The 17,348-nt window shown below is 50.2% G+C and carries 20 protein-coding genes and 2 riboswitches; of the genes, 11 read left to right on the forward strand and 9 right to left on the reverse strand.

The window, feature by feature from the left end:
* The first annotated feature begins 5 nt into the window (after positions 1-5).
* Positions 6-1,487, forward strand: coding sequence for an argininosuccinate lyase (argH, locus tag D5E69_RS20645; RefSeq protein ID WP_048014197.1), 1,482 nt, complete (start codon positions 6-8; stop codon positions 1,485-1,487).
* A gap of 157 nt (positions 1,488-1,644) precedes the next feature.
* Here the strand turns inward: argH and D5E69_RS20650 are convergent, their stop codons facing one another.
* Positions 1,645-1,794 carry a YwzD family small protein gene (locus tag D5E69_RS20650; RefSeq protein WP_156183347.1) on the reverse strand — a complete coding sequence of 50 codons (150 nt, stop codon included), beginning with the start codon at positions 1,792-1,794 and terminating at the stop codon, positions 1,645-1,647.
* A 265-nt stretch (positions 1,795-2,059) separates the two neighbouring features.
* Positions 2,060-2,134: riboswitch (cyclic di-GMP riboswitch) on the forward strand.
* Positions 2,135-2,149: 15 nt separating this feature from the next.
* On the opposite strand from D5E69_RS20650, the gene D5E69_RS23920 reads away from it, so the two are divergent.
* The 6 genes from D5E69_RS23920 (at position 2,150) to D5E69_RS20675 (ending at position 10,568) form a co-directional block, all read left to right on the forward strand.
* Positions 2,150-2,278, forward strand: coding sequence for a hypothetical protein (locus D5E69_RS23920; RefSeq protein ID WP_258523289.1), 129 nt, complete (start codon positions 2,150-2,152; stop codon positions 2,276-2,278).
* A 165-nt stretch (positions 2,279-2,443) separates the two neighbouring features.
* Complete coding sequence (locus tag D5E69_RS20655; RefSeq protein WP_079514307.1) at positions 2,444-3,109, forward strand: hypothetical protein; 666 nt, start codon at positions 2,444-2,446, stop codon at positions 3,107-3,109.
* Between the two features lie 9 nt (positions 3,110-3,118).
* The gene (locus tag D5E69_RS20660) at positions 3,119-4,345 is read left to right on the forward strand and encodes an efflux RND transporter periplasmic adaptor subunit (protein ID WP_159130199.1); all 1,227 of its coding nucleotides are present in this window, start codon (positions 3,119-3,121) and stop codon (positions 4,343-4,345) included.
* Positions 4,346-4,450: 105 nt separating this feature from the next.
* Positions 4,451-6,028, forward strand: a complete 1,578-nt coding sequence (locus D5E69_RS20665) for an alkaline phosphatase (protein ID WP_159130200.1) — start codon at positions 4,451-4,453, stop codon at positions 6,026-6,028.
* A gap of 102 nt (positions 6,029-6,130) precedes the next feature.
* The gene (locus tag D5E69_RS20670; protein ID WP_159130201.1) at positions 6,131-7,756 is read left to right on the forward strand and encodes an SWIM zinc finger family protein; all 1,626 of its coding nucleotides are present in this window, start codon (positions 6,131-6,133) and stop codon (positions 7,754-7,756) included.
* Complete coding sequence (locus D5E69_RS20675; protein WP_048015281.1) at positions 7,749-10,568, forward strand: DEAD/DEAH box helicase; 2,820 nt, start codon at positions 7,749-7,751, stop codon at positions 10,566-10,568. The genes D5E69_RS20670 and D5E69_RS20675 overlap by 8 nt, the downstream gene beginning before the upstream one ends.
* Before the next feature lie 184 nt (positions 10,569-10,752).
* On the opposite strand, the gene D5E69_RS20680 is transcribed toward D5E69_RS20675, so the two are convergent.
* Together D5E69_RS20680 and D5E69_RS20685 are read right to left on the reverse strand one after the other, a co-directional pair.
* A complete protein-coding gene (locus D5E69_RS20680) occupies positions 10,753-10,917 on the reverse strand; it encodes a hypothetical protein (protein WP_156183348.1) in 165 nt (54 codons plus the stop codon).
* Between the two features lie 18 nt (positions 10,918-10,935).
* Positions 10,936-11,298 (reverse strand): single-stranded DNA-binding protein, encoded by a 363-nt coding sequence (locus tag D5E69_RS20685; RefSeq protein WP_048004891.1) that lies wholly within the window; start codon positions 11,296-11,298, stop codon positions 10,936-10,938.
* A 260-nt stretch (positions 11,299-11,558) separates the two neighbouring features.
* Here D5E69_RS20685 and D5E69_RS20690 point away from each other — a divergent pair, with 260 nt between their 5' ends.
* Together D5E69_RS20690 and D5E69_RS20695 are read left to right on the forward strand one after the other, a co-directional pair.
* Complete coding sequence (locus D5E69_RS20690) at positions 11,559-12,002, forward strand: YwpF-like family protein (RefSeq protein WP_048004890.1); 444 nt, start codon at positions 11,559-11,561, stop codon at positions 12,000-12,002.
* A gap of 94 nt (positions 12,003-12,096) precedes the next feature.
* Entirely contained in the window at positions 12,097-12,417 is a 321-nt protein-coding gene (locus D5E69_RS20695; protein ID WP_048004889.1) for a helix-turn-helix domain-containing protein, read from the forward strand.
* Between the two features lie 58 nt (positions 12,418-12,475).
* Here the strand turns inward: D5E69_RS20695 and D5E69_RS20700 are convergent, their stop codons facing one another.
* Positions 12,476-12,619: an anti-repressor SinI family protein gene (locus D5E69_RS20700; RefSeq protein ID WP_079514301.1), complete on the reverse strand. Its 144-nt coding sequence runs from the start codon at positions 12,617-12,619 to the stop codon at positions 12,476-12,478.
* A 31-nt stretch (positions 12,620-12,650) separates the two neighbouring features.
* A riboswitch (cyclic di-GMP riboswitch) is annotated at positions 12,651-12,773 on the reverse strand.
* Positions 12,774-13,086: 313 nt separating this feature from the next.
* Positions 13,087-13,749, reverse strand: a complete 663-nt coding sequence (locus D5E69_RS20705) for an LPXTG cell wall anchor domain-containing protein (RefSeq protein ID WP_159130202.1) — start codon at positions 13,747-13,749, stop codon at positions 13,087-13,089.
* Positions 13,750-13,994: 245 nt separating this feature from the next.
* Here D5E69_RS20705 and D5E69_RS20710 point away from each other — a divergent pair, with 245 nt between their 5' ends.
* Both D5E69_RS20710 and D5E69_RS20715 read left to right on the forward strand, forming a co-directional pair.
* Positions 13,995-14,216: a hypothetical protein gene (locus D5E69_RS20710; RefSeq protein WP_159130203.1), complete on the forward strand. Its 222-nt coding sequence runs from the start codon at positions 13,995-13,997 to the stop codon at positions 14,214-14,216.
* Positions 14,213-14,776, forward strand: coding sequence for a class D sortase (locus tag D5E69_RS20715; RefSeq protein WP_159130204.1), 564 nt, complete (start codon positions 14,213-14,215; stop codon positions 14,774-14,776). Before D5E69_RS20710 ends, D5E69_RS20715 begins: the two co-directional genes overlap by 4 nt.
* A 48-nt stretch (positions 14,777-14,824) precedes the next feature.
* On the opposite strand, the gene fabZ is transcribed toward D5E69_RS20715, so the two are convergent.
* From fabZ to D5E69_RS20735, 4 genes are all read right to left on the reverse strand, one after another.
* The gene (gene fabZ / locus D5E69_RS20720) at positions 14,825-15,259 is read right to left on the reverse strand and encodes a 3-hydroxyacyl-ACP dehydratase FabZ (RefSeq protein WP_048004885.1); all 435 of its coding nucleotides are present in this window, start codon (positions 15,257-15,259) and stop codon (positions 14,825-14,827) included.
* Between the two features lie 101 nt (positions 15,260-15,360).
* Positions 15,361-15,618: a DNA-directed RNA polymerase subunit beta gene (locus D5E69_RS20725; RefSeq protein WP_048004884.1), complete on the reverse strand. Its 258-nt coding sequence runs from the start codon at positions 15,616-15,618 to the stop codon at positions 15,361-15,363.
* Between the two features lie 15 nt (positions 15,619-15,633).
* On the reverse strand, positions 15,634-16,452 hold the full coding sequence (locus D5E69_RS20730) for a flagellar hook-basal body protein (protein WP_148794514.1): 819 nt from the start codon (positions 16,450-16,452) through the stop codon (positions 15,634-15,636).
* 57 nt (positions 16,453-16,509) lie between these two features.
* Positions 16,510-17,322: a flagellar hook-basal body protein gene (locus D5E69_RS20735; protein WP_048015314.1), complete on the reverse strand. Its 813-nt coding sequence runs from the start codon at positions 17,320-17,322 to the stop codon at positions 16,510-16,512.
* Between the last annotated feature and the right edge of the window lie 26 nt (positions 17,323-17,348).

A 17,348-nucleotide genomic window follows, 5' to 3' on the forward strand; every position in this document is an offset into this window, starting at 1 on the left:
ACGATATGAAGAATATACAAGAATTCATCCAGAATGAGGGGGATGCGTTTCCGGGAAAAACATATGTAGAGGAATTGTTGAAGCCCGTCTTCAATGACCAGCGGGACTATCTGTTCCATGTAATGTTCGATATCCACCGGGCCCACTGTATCATGCTCATGGAGCAGGGCATCATCCCAAGAGAAGATGCTGCATTGATGCTGAAGGGGATCGATGCCGTCTCCAAAACCGACATCGGAAGCCTGTCATATGAGCCGCAGTTTGAAGATTTATTCTTTATGATGGAGGCAAAGATCGGGGAAGAGATCGGGAGCGAGCTTGCAGGGAAGCTCCATATCGCAAGGAGCCGGAATGATATGGGGGTGGCCATGTACCGCCTCGTCCTCCGTGGGCATCTCCTTCAGACGCTGGACGCTGCCATGGATCTCGGGGATATCCTTCTCCGTCAGGCTGCGGCCCATAAGGATACGGTCATGACGGCGTACACCCACACCCAACCGGCCCAGCCTACCACTCTGGGTCATTACCTCCTTGCCGTCCATGATGTGCTCCAACGTGACATCACCCGGCTGAAAGCCGCCTACGCTACAGTGAACCGTTCTCCCATGGGCGCTGCAGCCCTGACGACTACGGGCTTCCCTATCAATCGGGAGCGCGTTGCGGAGCTTTTGGGTTTTGAAGGGCTCGTGGAGAATTCCTATGATGCGATTGGCGGAGCCGATTATCTCCTCGAGACAGGGACCGCCCTCATGACCTGCATGGTGAATACAGGCAGGTGGATCCAGGACTTCCTTCAGCATGTCACAAGGGAATTCGGGACGTTCAAGGTGGCAGATCCATATGTCCAGATCAGCAGCATCATGCCCCAGAAGCGGAACCCGGTATCCATTGAACATTCAAGATCGATTGCAAGCAGCGCCTACGGGGATGCTCTTGCCGCTGTCAATATGATCCACAACACGCCGTTCGGTGACATCGTGGACACCGAAGATGATCTCCAGCCCCACCTTTACCGTGCCTTCCACAATGCCAATCGCGTATTGAAGCTCATGTACGCCGTCATCGCGACCATCTCTGTCGATAAGGAGCATGCCAAATCCATGGCGAAGAAATCGAGCATCACCATCACGGAGCTTGCCGACACCCTTTCCCGGGATTATGGAGTCCCGTTCAGGAAGGCACATGGCATCGCAAGCACCATCTCCAAGCGTTCGGTTGCTGAAAGAAAAGAGCTCTATGAATGGAAGGTTGCCGACATCAACGAGCTGATCGATGAGGTACAATTGTCGGATGAGGATTGGCAGCGGATCATTTCACCTGATTACTTCGTGGAGATCCGCTCGGTCCGTGGAGGTCCGAATGGTACGGAGGTAGGAAGGATGATTGGGGATCGCATGGAGAGGATGAAAGAATGCAGAAGAGCATGGGCTGAGAAAAAAACAGTCGTCGAAGAAACGCATGAGGCCCTTCATGCGTTTGTGATATGATGGTACACCGCTGAACGACTTCCACGTCGTTCAGCTTTTTTATGGAGCATTATGATTGGAAATGTCAGGTTGATTCCATATATAATGGTTACAACCCCATTCCTTCAGTCGGGGCATCCAATTTATTTTGAGAGGAGGATAAACTCGCCTCACGAAATTAAAGCGTTTCCCCCCTGGTACCTATTCCGGATTGCAGTTCTTGCTCCAGCCACTGAATCATCTTCGCCGTATCCATATCCCCTTGTTGCCCTTTGTCGAATGCCTTTTGCAGCACGGAAAGAACGTGCTCCTTCACTTTATTCTCCATTCGCTATACTCCTTTCTGTGTTTACGTAGATTTCCGAGCGTCTATAAACCACATACTACCAAAAACATGTGCCATTTGACAGATTTTTTATCCTATTCACACAAAAAACACATTATTTACGCGTATTTAACGAAATTCTTTAAAAAATTTAGCGAAAATTGTCGAAATGTTGTATGATTTTAAATAGTTAAAAATAGTGTCGAAAAATAGTTCATTTTTACTATTACAGTTTACAGTAAACAAACCGATAATGATTGTGTGTCGATTTGTCTCATAGCAAAATCATCGAAAGGTGATGACGCAAAGCTACAGGGGCTAACCATGCCAGCCAGCTGCCAAATCAGGAGGGATTGTAATGTCGTTTTTAACACCTGAAGAAATCATCTTAAAGAAGAGGGCCAAAAAGAAGCTCATGTACGCCACCCTTTTCATCTTCACCATTGCTATCATTGCAGGGACCACTGTTCTTGCATACAACATGTAAAAGTGTCCTCAACGGGCACTTTTTTTATTTGCCCCCTGTTCCTTACCCTGCATTCTGATCCAATAGTCCACTCTTCACCAAATGCCTTCGACAATTTATGGTAATATTTCAGAAATTTCGATAGAATAAGAGAAGGATTATCACTATGTTGGAGGCTACTTGTCTATGCACACAGAAGCAAAGCTCATTCAGGGGCTCAAATCCCCATCCACCTTTTTTTACCGCCTCGGTGAAACCGAGATGGTGCCTCGTTTCGGAAAGAGGATGACCTGGCTTTTTGTCCTTTCCGCATCGGTATTCGGATTTCTGGCATTCTTCGGGATCGGGATGGATTCCCTCGCCAAAGAAGCGACTTCCCTTACCCCTTTGGAATATGAACTGGAAAAGACCATGTTCTTCTTCGGGCGTCTGATTGCGGGTCTTCTTTACGCCGCTTTGATCCTTTTCTTTTCATCGCTGGTGTTTTGGACGATCTCCGATCACGGCGAATACCGCAAGATTGTGATGGTGCAGGGATTGACGCTTTTGATCCTGCTTCTGGAGAAGCTCACATTCGTGCCGCTCTCCTTATTCTTCTCAATTGAATGGTATTCTTCACCCTTTTCTCTCGGAGTCATCGCCCAGTCCATCACATCGAAGTCCTATGTGGTGTACCTGCTTGGCGCCATTTCCTTATTCAAGGTGTGGATGATCTACCTCCAGTATCGCGGGATCAAATATTTGACCCGTCAGAAGAACTGGATCATCTGGCTTGTGATCGTACTGGTCAACGTGCTTTTCTGGGCATTGAATGCCCTGCTTGCTTATCTTGATCTTTCAACGTTAATTTAAAGGTGATGAATGATGAAGAAACTTATCCGCTACAGCATCGTAACCGTGAGCCTCGTGTTTGTGGGCGTGAATACATACTTAATCGAAAAAGCCGACAGCAGGGTCGAGCGGGAAGTCCGCATCAACCACTGGGAACTGAGCCGGCAGGAAACCCTCAGGGAAATGCTCTACAAGCCTGGAGTTGTCATTCCAGAAGAAGATCAATATCTCTATTTCAATGATGAATCTGCCACCTTCAAGAAGTTCCTTGTAAAAGAAGGGGAACAGATCAAATCCGGGACCCCGCTATATGAATATGAGGTCACTGACCAGTTCCAGCAACGCGACGTGTTGAAATCGGAAGTGGAGAAGCTGGAAGAAGATGCTTCCAACGTGAAAGACTCCATCAGCGAATTATCCAAGCTGATCTCTTCCCTCCCATCCCCTTCTTCCGATGAAAAGGATGCCCCTATCGAAGCTGGGGCCTTACAATCAGAGTATGACATCAAGCGAGAAATGGTTTCTAAACAGCTTGAAGCCGATCAACTGGAGAACCAGATCAAAAGCCTCGAACGCCAGATTGCCGCTATTGATTCATATGAAACGACCCTTACAGTGGAAAGCAGCGTAAGCGGGACAGTAAAGAGCCTGTCGCACGAAATCCAGAATCCCCTCATCACGATCGCCTCGGATTCCACTGTCGTCACGACCGACCTGACCGAGAAAGAGGTCGATGAGGTGAAGGAGAACCTGAATGTCCGGGTGAAGCATGATGGGAAGAAGTCCCTTGAGGGGATCATCACCAAAGTGGATCGTCTCCCAAAAGCCGATCCCCATCTGAAGACCGAGAGCCTGTACCCCGCTGAGGTGCAGGTCCAGGAAGCACAGTGGAGACCCGGACAGCACGTATCCCTTTCCATCATCATGGAGGAAGCGAAGGATGCCGTGACGGTCCCTGTCTCTGCCATTGAGAAGGTGGACGACCAGTCTTACCTCTGGATGATGATGAAAAACGGCACCGTCAAAAAGCGCAAGATCGAGACAGGGCTTGAAGTCGACGGACGCCAGGCCATCACGTCGGGTGTGAAAGCCGGGGAAATGTACGTAGAGGAACCTGACGAGATTGCATCCCTGAAGGATCAGGAGAGGTTCATCACAGCCCTTGATTGGCGCAGGCTCAAAATCCGTGATTTCAAGACTCTTGACCGTGCTGATGTATACACTAACCTGATGCTTGGAATACTGGAGCGAAAATAGATTGACTCGACACCGTCCATATAAGGACGGTGTTTTTTTATCCCTCATTATCAGCGCTTCCTTGGTTCATACTAAGTTCAACGATGAATAAAGGAGACATACTCTATGAACGGATTGAAAAAGACCGCCTGTATCCTGCTTCCCCTCATCCTTCTGGCGTTTACGGCTCCCGATGAGTGCCTTCATGCCGCTGCCCCCAAAAAGAATGTCATCTTCATGATCATGGATGGCACGAATTCAGATGCTGTCACCCTTTCAAGGTGGTATAAGGGGTCACCGCTCCATCTTGATGGCATCCTCACGGGCGGGGTGAGGACCTACTCCGCCGAATCGGCCATCACGGATTCTGCCGCTGCAGGTACGGCCATGGCGACAGGGGTGAAGACAAAAGCCGATTACATCGGCATGGACCCTGAAGGCCTCCCCCTCATTACGGTACTCGAAGCCGCTAAATTGAACGGCTATGCTACAGGGATCATCTCCACCTCCCCCGTTCAACATGCCACACCTGCCGCCTTCACCTCCCATGCCATCACACGGGAGGAGTTCAGTTCCATCGGTGAACAGCAAGTGTATCAGGATCTCGATGTTGTGCTTGGAGGTGGAGCCGCCTGGCTGGCACCGAAGCAAAAGAACCATCCCCAGGATGACGCTATGCTGAAGACTGATGAAGTCACCCGCAAGGATGGAGAGGACTTGAAGAAATCCCTGCGAGACGCCGGGTATGCCTACGTGGACACCAGGAAGGAACTACTCTTGGAGCCTTCAGCAGGAAAGCTGTGGGGTGCGTTTGCTTCAGAAGACCTTTCTTATGATCTGGACCGCCGCGAGCTGAAGCCGCATGAGCCTACCCTGAGCGAGATGACCCGGTCTGCCATCTCCCACCTGTCCAGGGAAAAGAAAGGATTTTTCCTTATGGTTGAAGGAAGCAAGGTCGACTGGGCCGCCCATCAGAATGATCCCGTAGGCATGATCAGTGAGATCCTGAGCTTCGACCGTGCCGTCGGGGAGGCCCTAGCGTTTGCCAAAAAAGACGGGAACACGATGGTCGTCGCCGTGACCGACCACGGCAACAGCGGGCTCACAATCGGAAACGCTGACCTTGACGGGTCGTATAAGCATCAGTCCGTGAAGCACTTCATCGATCCATTGAAGAAAGCGAGGCTCACGGTCGATGGCGCTGCCTCCCTTCTTGAGGGCAAAGATGCCGGTCACGCCCTCGCTGCATACGGCCTGGACTCTCAATCATGCCGGTGGAGCCCTTCCAAAAAGGAACTCAAGGCACAGATGACCTCCTCCCTTTCACAAAAAGCAGGGCTCGGATTCACTACGCATGGACACACAGGTGAAGATGTATTCCTTTATGCCTTCGGGCCCGGTAAACCTTCAGGACTCCTCGAAAACACGGATCTCCCCGTAAAGATGGCGGACTTCCTTGGCTTTTCTCTGGACAGCTACCGCTCTTGGTACGTAGATGGGAAGACCTTGCTTGAAAAACAGGGATACGACGTGACGTTGAAAACCGGGACGGCCAATCCCGAGATGATGGCCAAAAAAGGGAAGACGGTCCTGCGCTTCCCCGAAAACAAAAACTTTTACATGTCGAATGATGACAAGATTCCACTGAAAAGCGTCACAGTATTCAACGGGAAGACCTTTTATATCCACATGGATTCCATGTAGGCCAGTTCGACAAAAAACACAGCGGCCCCTCTTCCCTCCTCTTCGCACCCGATTTGCGTTATAATAAAAGAATGCGATTTTATAGATTGGAGAGGTTAGCTGATGTCGATTCGTATTGAGGAACTGAAGGAACAACTTTATCACTTGAGCGAATCCCTCGAGGAAGTACTTGACCCTAAGCGGGAAGCGGACCGCAATATCGTTTCCAAGGGGCTTATGCTCTTCAGGCAGAATTCGGTCTCACAGGTGAAGGTGCGCGATGAAGAAGTGACGGCACAGGTCCAGGATGTGACGCCTGTTTCCGTCGGGCTGAACTTCACCTTCCCCCTCATCTCTTCTTGTTCTTGCCCTCAGGACGTCTTTTGCCGTCATCAGCTGGCCGTGTTTTTGTTCTTATTGAATAAGACGGGAAGCGTCAGTGAGTGGGTCGGCAACTGGCGGAGCGGGAAACCCGATACAGCCGGCGGTCTTGAAGACTTGATGAAGAAGCACGGGGGATTGAAGAAGGCGAGCGATCTTCTCAAAGAGCGGAAAACACGGGGGAATACCCCTGAGGAGTGGTGGGAGTACTTCCATACCCTCCTGAAGCCGGATGACTTTGAGCTCCTTCAACGACAGCCCTATATCATGGATGTACTCGTGCAGAACATCATGAAGCGTTTCATGAAGGAATCCCCATTCGAACGGGAATGGAAGCCCCTATACAAGCTGTATGCCACGCTCTATCTGACGATCCATCTCGACCGGTTCATTCAGGAAAAAGGCGTGAAGCCGGGTACGGAGCAATACAGCATGTATGATTACCTTCTCGGTGAAATGGAGGATGCACTGGAGAAGATGTCTGTGCACGCCATGCCGTTCAGCTTCGATCCATTCATTGCGTTCCTGAAGGAAAAAACCGTCTGGCTCAGTGACTCCACCAAAAACAGCACCTTGATCAAGGCCGAAGTGTATCGTTTCCTTTGGTACTTCCTCTTTAAGCAGAAGGCTTGGAGGCAGGAGGAGATCAAACGGATTTCCGAGTCGGGCGAGGACCTTCAGACATTCGATCATCTTGCCCTCCTGCACCACTATCTGATGCTTGAGGAGTTCGATAAAGCCGATGGAGTGGCGAAGGGCCTCGGGAGTGAACTTGTTTCCTTCTCTGAATTCTGGTTGCGCAAGTTCTTCACCGGCAGACGATATGAAGCGGGACTTTTCCTTGTCAGGCATCTCCTTGAGCGCCTGCCGGAACACATCGGATACCTCGATCAGTTCGAAGCATCCCGTTTCGTCCGCTGGTTCATCCGCATCATGCCCATGGACTGGCTCACGGAAAAAGATCCGATGCTCGTCAAGGAGCTACTCCTTGCCATGCTTCCCTATAGCTTCTTCCATTACAATGAATACCTCATCAATGTGAAGGAGTACAAGGAGTGGGTGGAGCTGCAGCGTTATATGAACTACAGCATCCCTGAAATGGAAGGGATGGGGCTGAAGGACCTAACGAAGGAACAACCGGAGCTCGCCCTCCCCCTTTATTTCAGCGGGGTCATGAACTCGATCGAACAGAAGAACCGTGACAGCTACAGACAGGCGGTCCGCTATATGAAAAAGATCCGGACCATCTACCGGAAGCTGAAGCAGACAGAGAAATGGGATCAGTTCCTATCCTATATACTTGACCGTTATAAACGCCTCCGGGCTTTCCAAGAAGAATGCAGAAAGGGTAAGTTAATCGATGCTTAAATTGTCTTCAGTCAAGATCAATGTCGAACCATCTGAATATGGCGACCGTTTTGTGCTGACCGCACAGAATGAGAACGGGGAGTGGATCCACCCTGCCGAATGGAAGGGCCAGCTTTTCCTTTGGCATGAAGAGAGCTACTACGGCACCCTCATCGAAGAAGATGGGATGAGTGTATCTGCAGGACACTGGGATTTCCTCACCTTATTGGCAGGTGAACAATTCAGCTCCCTTGTGAGCTGGGATTGGAACGATTCCGGGCAAGCCTATCTTTCCGTCGCACCGGTCCTTCTCGGAGCAATCGAAGCGGGAAAATGGCTACCACGTTTCGATGAATGGCAGGAACAAGGGCTCCAGTTCCACGTTCCCGATGAAGTGTGGGATAATTTCAACAGCGAATTCTGGGACGAAACCCTCCCGGATGGCCGGACTGTCAAGGAACTGACGGATACGTGGTTCCAAACCTCCCTCCAGGACGCCATGAACGCCGGAGGGTCTGGCGCCATGAAGCGGATCAGGAAGCTGAAGGAAAGCACCCTGACGCCTGAAGAGCTTGCCGCTTACTTTGACGAGCAGCGCTGGAGCGAGTGGGTCAGCGGCGAAGAACAGGACCTCCCCTTTACCATTGGCCTGCGCATCACAGAGCCGCTCGATGAGGAAGATACGTGGGAGCTTGAAACGATCCTCCGGGACAAAAAACGGACCAGCCGCGTGATCTCCCTGGTGGAGGATACGGTACCCGCTGCTTGGAAGCCTCATCTGAAGGAAGTCAGCGCCGAACAGGAGCGTTGGGGGAATATGCTCCCGATCCTGAGAGATGAAGACGGGAAGCTACGCACGAGCCTCGGCGAACACGATGCATGGGACTTCCTCTCGATCCTCAGCGAGAAGCTCATCGACCTGAATATCGAGATCCTCCTTCCATCCTGGTGGGAAGCGATGAAGGATGCACAGGTGCTCGTGAAGGCAAAATTGAAGAATACAGATACGACGTATCGCCCTTCCTTTGTGGGCCTGAATGCCATGCTCGATTTCGACTGGCGTCTGTCCATGAACGGCGTCAATCTGTCTGAAGAGGACTTCAACCAGCTCGTCGAAGACCAGCGCCGCCTCGTCAAGATCCGCGGACAGTGGATGAAGCTTGATCCCGCCATGATCCGGCGTATCCAGCAGATGATGACCAAGGCGAAGGAAGAAGGAATCTCAATCCAGGATATGCTCGAGCAGGAGCTTGTCCCGAATGACGGGGAAGGCGGCATGACCGAGGAAGGTGAAGATGAGGACGGGACGAAATATGCCCGCATCCAGCTTGAACTGAACCGTTCCATGAAGAAGATGATTCATCAGCTGACGAACGTATCCACCATCCCGATCACACCTGCGCCTGATGACTTCATCGGTGATCTCCGGCCGTATCAGGAGCTCGGGATGAGCTGGATGCTCTTCCTGAGGAAGTTCGGGTTCGGCGCCTGTCTTGCCGATGATATGGGACTCGGGAAGACGGTTCAGCTCATCACCTATCTCCTTCATGTGAAGGAGCATGAAAAGACCGATTCACCTGCCCTGATCATCGCGCCTACATCGGTCCTCGGGAACTGGCAGCGTGAACTGGAGAAATTCGCCCCATCCTTGAATGTAAGACTCCATTACGGTCAGATCCGGGCGAAAGGGGAAGAGTTCCAAAAAGCCCTTGAAGGAGTCGACGTACTCCTCACGTCGTACGGCCTGTCCCATCTGGATTTCGAGGAGCTGTCAGAGGTGACCTGGAGCTCCATCTCACTGGATGAAGCCCAGAACATCAAGAACTCCAATACGAAACAGTCCCGTGCGATCCGGAAGCTTAAAGGGAATCATCATATTGCCCTGACCGGGACTCCGATGGAGAATCGCTTATCCGAGCTGTGGGCGATCTTCGATTTCCTCAATCAAGGGTATCTTGGTGGATTCACCTATTATCAGAAGCACTATATCGCCCCGATTGAGAAGGACGAAGATGAAGAGAGGGTCAAGGCTTTACAGGCCAAGATCAAGCCGTTCCTCCTGAGACGTACGAAGAAGGATCCAGAGGTGGAACTCAATCTTCCTGAAAAGCTCGAGCAGAAGGAATACTGCGCCCTCACGGCTGAACAGGCGGCGCTGTATGAGCAACTCGTCAAGGACACCCTGGCCAAGGTGGAAACCCTGAGCGGATTCGAGCGCAAAGGGTTGATCCTGCAGATGCTCAATCAACTCAAACAGCTGTGCAACCACCCTGCCCTCTACCTAAAGGAGCCGGATCCCAAATCGATCCTGAGCCGCTCGGAGAAGATGCAGAAGCTGAGGAGCATCGTGGAGACGGCACTCGATTCAGGGGAAGCATGCCTCATCTTCACCCAGTATATTTCCATGGGAGAAATGATACAGGACATGATGAAACAAGAATTTGATGTCGACGTCCCTTTCCTTAATGGCAGCATGGCAAAAGCCAAACGGGACGAACTCGTCGACCGCTTCCAGAACGGGGAGTTCCCCGTCTTCCTTCTATCGTTGAAAGCAGGAGGCACCGGGTTGAACCTGACCGCCGCCAACCATGTGGTCCACTATGACCGCTGGTGGAACCCGGCAGTCGAAAATCAGGCGACGGACAGGGCCTACCGGATCGGACAAAATCGATTCGTCCACGTCCACAAGCTCGTCGCTTCCGGTACACTTGAAGAAAAGATCGATGCCATGCTTACGAAAAAGCAGGCGCTCAACGATGAAATCATCCGCAGCGACCAGTGGGTCACGGAGCTATCCGACCAGGATCTCCAATCCCTGCTCGTATTGGACTAATGCCAGGCCACCCCACCGGGTGGCCTGTTTTTTTGCATAAAAAATCCGGTCTTCGTGGAAGACCGGTCTACAGTAGGAGAGATTGAGGAGTTGATTGATTCTTTATATGAAGTCTTACAGAGGTTGGTGTTGCGAGGTTCAAGCGTATAGGTTGGTGATAAGTAAAAGGGTGTATTGGGGATTCTTAAGATGAGGGGATCAAGGAAGGGCCCGCATATTCATAACCCTGTTCAAGGGCGGTGATCCGCTGGGATAGATAAAAGTTCTCTACATTGGTGCGCGCTACTTTCTTGATGAGGTCTTCGTTCAACTGCTCCAAACGATCGATTCGTATTTCCAGCTCTTTCATACCTTCTTCTCCTCTTCATCAAAATGGGATTTCGATCGCTTCCTTCCTTGTTTCTTCGGGAGGCTTGCTGTCGAGGAAACGGACGTTCTCGGCTACCACTTCCGTTACATATGTGCGCTTTCCCGTTTCATTTTCGTAGGATCTCGTCTGGATCCTTCCTGTCACTCCGATAACCGACCCCTTCCGGCAGTATTTCTCCGTATTATCCGCCGCCCGGTTCCATAGCGTGCAGAGGACAAAATCCGTATCGATCTGCCCCTGCTGATTCTTGAATTGTCGGTTCACGGCCACGGTCACATTGAGGACCGATTTCCCTTCAAGGGTCTTCCTGGACTCGGGGTCCTTGGTCAGCCTGCCAACAAGCGTCACTTGATTGATCACATGTTTAACTCCTTTCTTCTGAAATTGTTATCATCATAGCCCCTCCCTGCACTCTTGTAAAATCGTCAATTTAGCAAATTCATAGGGGCATTAAAGAGAATAACAGGAGTTTCTCCTAGGGAAACTCCCTTTTTCCAGGTGAAATCCACCGTGAAAATGCAAAATTCACCTCTAGCGTGATTTTTCTCGTTGGCGAATTGAATTAGGGGTGTGCTCCTTCATATGATATAATTTTTAAAAACCCTTAAGGAGGTTCGGTGATGAAAACATTCAAGGTGGTTTCGCTGCAGGTAGTGCAAAACGAAGAACTCATGGATTTTGATATCGTCGATGGCCTGATCATCAATAAAGAAGATGGAAAGAAAACGTGGCTCGTAGAAACCCTCCTGACCAAAGATCATATTGAATTCTTCCAAGAGGCCCAGCAAAAAAGCGAGGAGCTTGAGATCCAGGTCGTCATCTCCCATAAAGAAAATGATCCTGCCGCCTTCATGACATCGATCAGATGCATCAAAGAGCTCGGCGGGAACATCAGCATCATGTTTGAAGGAAAGCTGAAAAAGCAGAAGAATGAATACGCCGAACTCCTGTTGGACGATTTGATTCAAAAAGGGATGTCAGGCGAAGAGCTCCTGCGTGCATTCAGGGATAAAATGGTGGAAAAACCGCGGATTCCTGCCAGCTCAAAGGCCGGTACCTCATAAACATACACAATTATGTAAAAACAAATAGAGCCTTTCTCTGTATTTTGCTATACTAATAACAACGAGAACGAAAACCCTCAGGCAGGTGAGCTCATTGATCGGAGAACGAGTAAGGAAATATCGCACGGAAAAAAAGATGTCCATGACGGAACTGGCTGATCGGGCAGGCGTCGCCAAGTCCTATCTAAGCTCCATTGAGCGAAACCTTCAACAGAATCCCTCGGTACAGTTCCTGGAAAAAGTGTCGGCGGCACTTGGAATTTCCATGGATGCCCTTCTCCATGATGCACCAGAAGAAACACCACTGGACTATGAATGGATGAAAATCACCGAAGAAGCCATGGATTCCGGTATTACGAAAGAACAATTCCGGGAATTCATCGAGTTCAATAAATGGAAGCTTGGACAAAAATAAAGTCTTGAGAATCATCTATTCTCAAGACTTTATTCATCGGAATGATTTCTCAAGAGACTCACCCAATGCTTTGATATTGTTTATGTGAACGCTCTGTCTGTGGTGCTTCAAGAAATTCCTTGACCTCCCTCAGCGTAATCCCTGCTGTTTTTGCCTCTTTCATCAACTCTACCCATTCTTGATCCAATTCTCGATTAACCATTTCATTCCCTCCCAAAATACATGAATGTATTTCAGGCAATCCAGCCGTCCTAGTATTCGATACGCTCCTGCTGACGGGAATCCTTGCGCATACGTCCAACCTTAGACCTGTGACTTTGCGTCCCTGCCTTTCAACAGGTTTGCCTTTATCTGATTACCTGACTGTGGATGTAATACCATTATAATCCTTATATGTGGAAGAAGATGTTGGATTTTGTCGGCTCAGTAAAATTCTTTACCCTAAATTCCATCAAAATAACCACTTTTACACACTATTCAGAAAATTTTTAATTTTGTTGTTTTTCCTTGTCGAATCTACAGTCTGAGAAATTTCCCTGAAACTTACGGGAGGTTTGACTGGAAGATCCGTCAGGTCGTATCCGCACGCAGGGCAGATCCACTCCCCGCTCTCGGCACTGCTGAAAGATGGACGCGTACAGCGGCTACAATCTTTTTTAAACATAACCTTCACCCCGTACTCTCAGATTTTCGTTTCATCAGAACATTACACGCCAGGATGATGATTCCCGTCGCCATAAGCAGACCCCCGATCAACAGCCATCGGTAAAGATCCGTTCCGGTGTTCGGCAGGAAACCTGTCGGTGAGGGTCCGCCTCCCGTAGAGACCGCCGTTCCACCGTTCGTCCCTTCAACATCCTTCAGACCCGTGTCAGGAGATAAGAATGAGGAGGCCTGCACCTGGATCTCAAATCGTGCCGCGGTTCCTTGGAACTCGTTGCCCAGCTCATAGGGCATTTTAACAATGAAGATCAGTTCATCCGCTGAGCCCTGCGCCAGCTCCCTTGCTTTGAAGGATGAGGCATCCTTCAATTTCCCATCGAACAGAGTCGTTTTGCCACGTAGCATCGTCAAATCCAATTCGTTGTATAGAACATCCGTCTCCGATAGATTAACCACAGCAAGCGTGTAGGTGATATCTTCATCCCCATTATTTCGGACGGTAAGCGAACGTTCTACCCAGTCGCCTGGTTTTGCGTTTTCGATATTGAACAGATAAGGGCCACCTGGTTCAATTGAAATTCCCGGTCCTTCCCCATGGGCAGTCGATAGATGGAAGAACCCGAACAAAAGGGGAAAGAGAATAAAAGAGAGCAGCCGATGCTTCATCATATCCATTCCTTTTTATCAGAGATCGGAACAAAATAGATTGTTCGTTTTAATGAACACTTAAGTGTAGTATACGATTTAAAGGAACCCACTCAAAACATCATATGAACCGATTTAGGGTAATTATTCCATTCATACCGTCTTTATACTCGTCCTCCCGCTTGTTTTCTGAATGTTTTGTACTTTATAAAAGATATATTGTTCTCTATAATGGAATCAAAAACCATAGGAGGAGTTCGATTTATGTCATGGATAAGCCGAAAGGAGATTCGTATAAAGAAAAACTTGCCCATAACCGAACTGTGCCGGCAATGGATCATTTTCACGCCTTCCACCCTTTCCTGGAGACCAGCAGGAAGCCATCCGGTACAATCGGGGTTTCATTGGAGACGGAGGATTCTCCTGTTCTGTGGATTGAATTTGGCCTCTCAAAAGAGGAATTCAGCGAGCTCTTCCACGTTCATCTATGAATAAATGGATTTCGCTCGTTGGAATTCTACTGATTTGTACTGGCCTTGTGTATGTGGGGGCGTCCCTCTTCGGCATCCAGCATCAGAAGCACGTTCAGGGTGAATCAATGGCTGCCGCCCAAAAGGCGGTCAGTGCGGGGGCGAGTGGTCCCTCCGGAGATCGGCAGAACGGGGAGGCTATCGGAATCCTGCGCATTCCCGCTCTTGACAGGGAGGTACCCATCGTGACGGGGGCTGATGAGGATGATTTGGAAAAAGGGGTGGGCCATGTCCCCTCCACTGCCCTCCCAGGGGAAGGTGAGCGGATTTTCCTTGCTGGACACCGTGACACGGTATTCACGCAGATGGGTGAGCTGAAGCCTGGAGACGTACTGGAGATCCACATGGCTGAGGGGACCTTCACCTATGAGATGACAGACAGCTTGATCGTTGATCAGGATGATCTGTCGGTGATGGATCCTGCGGGGGAAGAGGTGTTGACGCTATCGACCTGTTATCCCTTCGAGTACCTCTCCAGTACCGATCAGCGCTACATCATCCATGCGCGCCCCGTCCATTGATCCCTTCACATGAAAAAAACCGATCCATATGCGGACCGGCTTTTTGCTTTATTCGCTTTTTTCTCCAAGGGCAAACATCATTTCAAGCTCGCAGGCTACTTCCCCGTCAACGGTGGCAACGCCCTTCCCTTTTCCGATGGCTCCTTTGAAGCGGACCATTTCGACTTCAAGTCTGAGCTGGTCCCCTGGTTTCACCTGACGCTTGAAGCGGCATTTGTCAATTCCAGTAAAGAAGGCCAATCTTCCTCTGTTCTCTTCCTTCTTCAGCATGGCAACGGCTCCAACCTGGGCAAGGGCCTCGACGATGAGGACACCGGGCATGACCGGGTAGTCCGGGAAGTGACCGTTGAAGAATTCTTCATTGGCCGTGACGTTTTTGATGCCGATAGCGCTTTTCCCTTCTTCTACTTCGAGGATGCGATCTACAAGAAGAAAAGGATAGCGATGCGGGATGATGTCTTTGATTTCATTGATATCTAACATGAATGGTCCTCCTACAGTGGTATGTCCCCTTTATTGTACAGAATTGACGGGGAGAATGGAATAGAACGAAGAAAAGGCCCGGAGCTTCAGGGGCCTTTTCTTTATTTTGCTTTTTTCACGATGTCTGCAATATGCTGCCATGTTTCGGCTTTGAACACATCAGAGGCTTTTCCGTCACCGATGACGGCATATCCAAAAACGGCTCCAAGGGCAAGAAACCCGGCGAACAGTACGAGGAATAAAAGGACGCGGAGCCAGATCGGGAAAAGGCGTACCCGTACCCATCTGGGTGCAGCCTGTTCCTCGGCTGTCTTCGTTTCTTCAGTTGGTTGCTCTTGCAACAGTTCTTTTTCGCTCATTTGTTCAAAACTCCTTTAGCGTATACCGTTGACCAATCCCATCATCTGATCGGCCATAGTGATGGATCGTGTCTGGAACTGATAGGAACGCTGGACATTCAGAAGGTCCGTCATTTCCTTACCCATATCCACATTCGATGCTTCCAGGGACTCTTGGCTGATGGAAATGCCCGTTCGCCCGGCGCCGGTCAGATTCGTCAGGACCTCGTTCCGATTCACGCCGACATCGTTCCTGAGTCCGATCAGATTGCCGCCGAGCTGTTCGAGGAACTGGGGTCTGGCAATCGTCACGATGCCAAGGTCTACGTTTTCGGTCCCCTCTGGTCCTGTGATACTCAGCACACCATTGTCGCCAAGCTCAAAGGTGGAAGCTTCACTCGAAAATGTGATGGGGTCATCATTTTCATCCAGGATAGGAAATCCGGAAGCATTCACGAGCATGGATCGGCCGTTATCCATCGGCGTGGAGTAAAAGGCACCGTCCCGTGTATAGCGGACATCGGTCCCATCATCCACTTTGAAGAACTGGCGCTCATCCTTCAGGGCGAAGTCAAGGGACCTTCCCGTGGCCTTCAAGGTGCCCTGCGTGAGGTTCAAAGCGGTTTTGGATAGCCGTGCCCCGCTTCCCTCCCTGACGCCAAGGGGAGTGAGCCTGCCGCTTTCAAAACGGTCCACACGCTGGTTGTTCACCTGTTGGACCAATAGATCGGAAAACGTCGCTTCCCTCTTCTTATAGCCCGTCGTGTCGGCATTCGATAGGTTGTTCCCGATCAAATCCATTTGCTTTTGAAGCTGACCGAGAGTGTTTGTGGCTGTCACCATCATCCGGTTCATGATTTTGTCCCCTTTATTATAAGGTAACTCTTGGCGAATTTCATTGACAATCTTTTACTACCCATTGACACGCCCGATTTCATTTGCGGCTTTGTCCATGCTTCGATCATAGGCCTGAAGGACCTTTTGATTCGCTTCGAACGCCCGATAGGAAGAAAGCATATCGGTCATGCTCCGAGACGCGTCGACGTTCGATCGTTCGAGCTGCCCCTGGACCATGGTGAAGGTGCCTGCCTGAGCAGGGGTAAGAGCCGTTTCCGATGAGAAGAGGCCATCCCCTTCTTTCACCAGGTCTTGGGCATTTCCCGTATAGGCGATGCCCAGCGAGGACTCCTGTGCTCCGTTCACCAGGATCTCCCCATTCTCTCCGAGGGTAAACTCATCGGAATCAAGCTGGATCCGCTCTCCGTTCCCATCAAGGACATAGTGCCCGCTGTTCGTGGTGAGGAATCCGTTCCCGTTAACGGTGAAATTCCCATTTCTCGTGTATCGCTCTTCCCCGCCATCTCCTTCAACGGTGAAAAGGATGGCTCCCCCTTCATCCGGGAGGGTTCCGGTAATCAAGGCGATATCCGTGGCATTGCCCGTTTCCTGCAGGTCACCTTGAGTAAAGGTAGGGATGGTTTCCTGCATATAGACACCCGTATTCAAGCTCCCGATACTCCGGTGAAGAGGAAGGGACAATCGATTGTCGGTCGGGACCGTCGTCGAATCCATGCGTTGCATGAGCATTTCTGGGAAAGCCCGCATCGCAGCCGTATCCGCTTTATAGCCGGGCGTGTTGGCATTGGAAATATTATTGGTCAGCATTTCGGTTTTCCGTTGCTGTGACAGCATACCGGATGCCACCGTATAGAATCCTCGAAATATAACGTCCACCTCATTTCTTTCGTCTC

The sequence above is a fragment of the Rossellomorea marisflavi genome, from assembly GCF_009806575.1.
Lineage (GTDB): Bacteria > Bacillota > Bacilli > Bacillales > Bacillaceae_B > Rossellomorea > Rossellomorea marisflavi_A.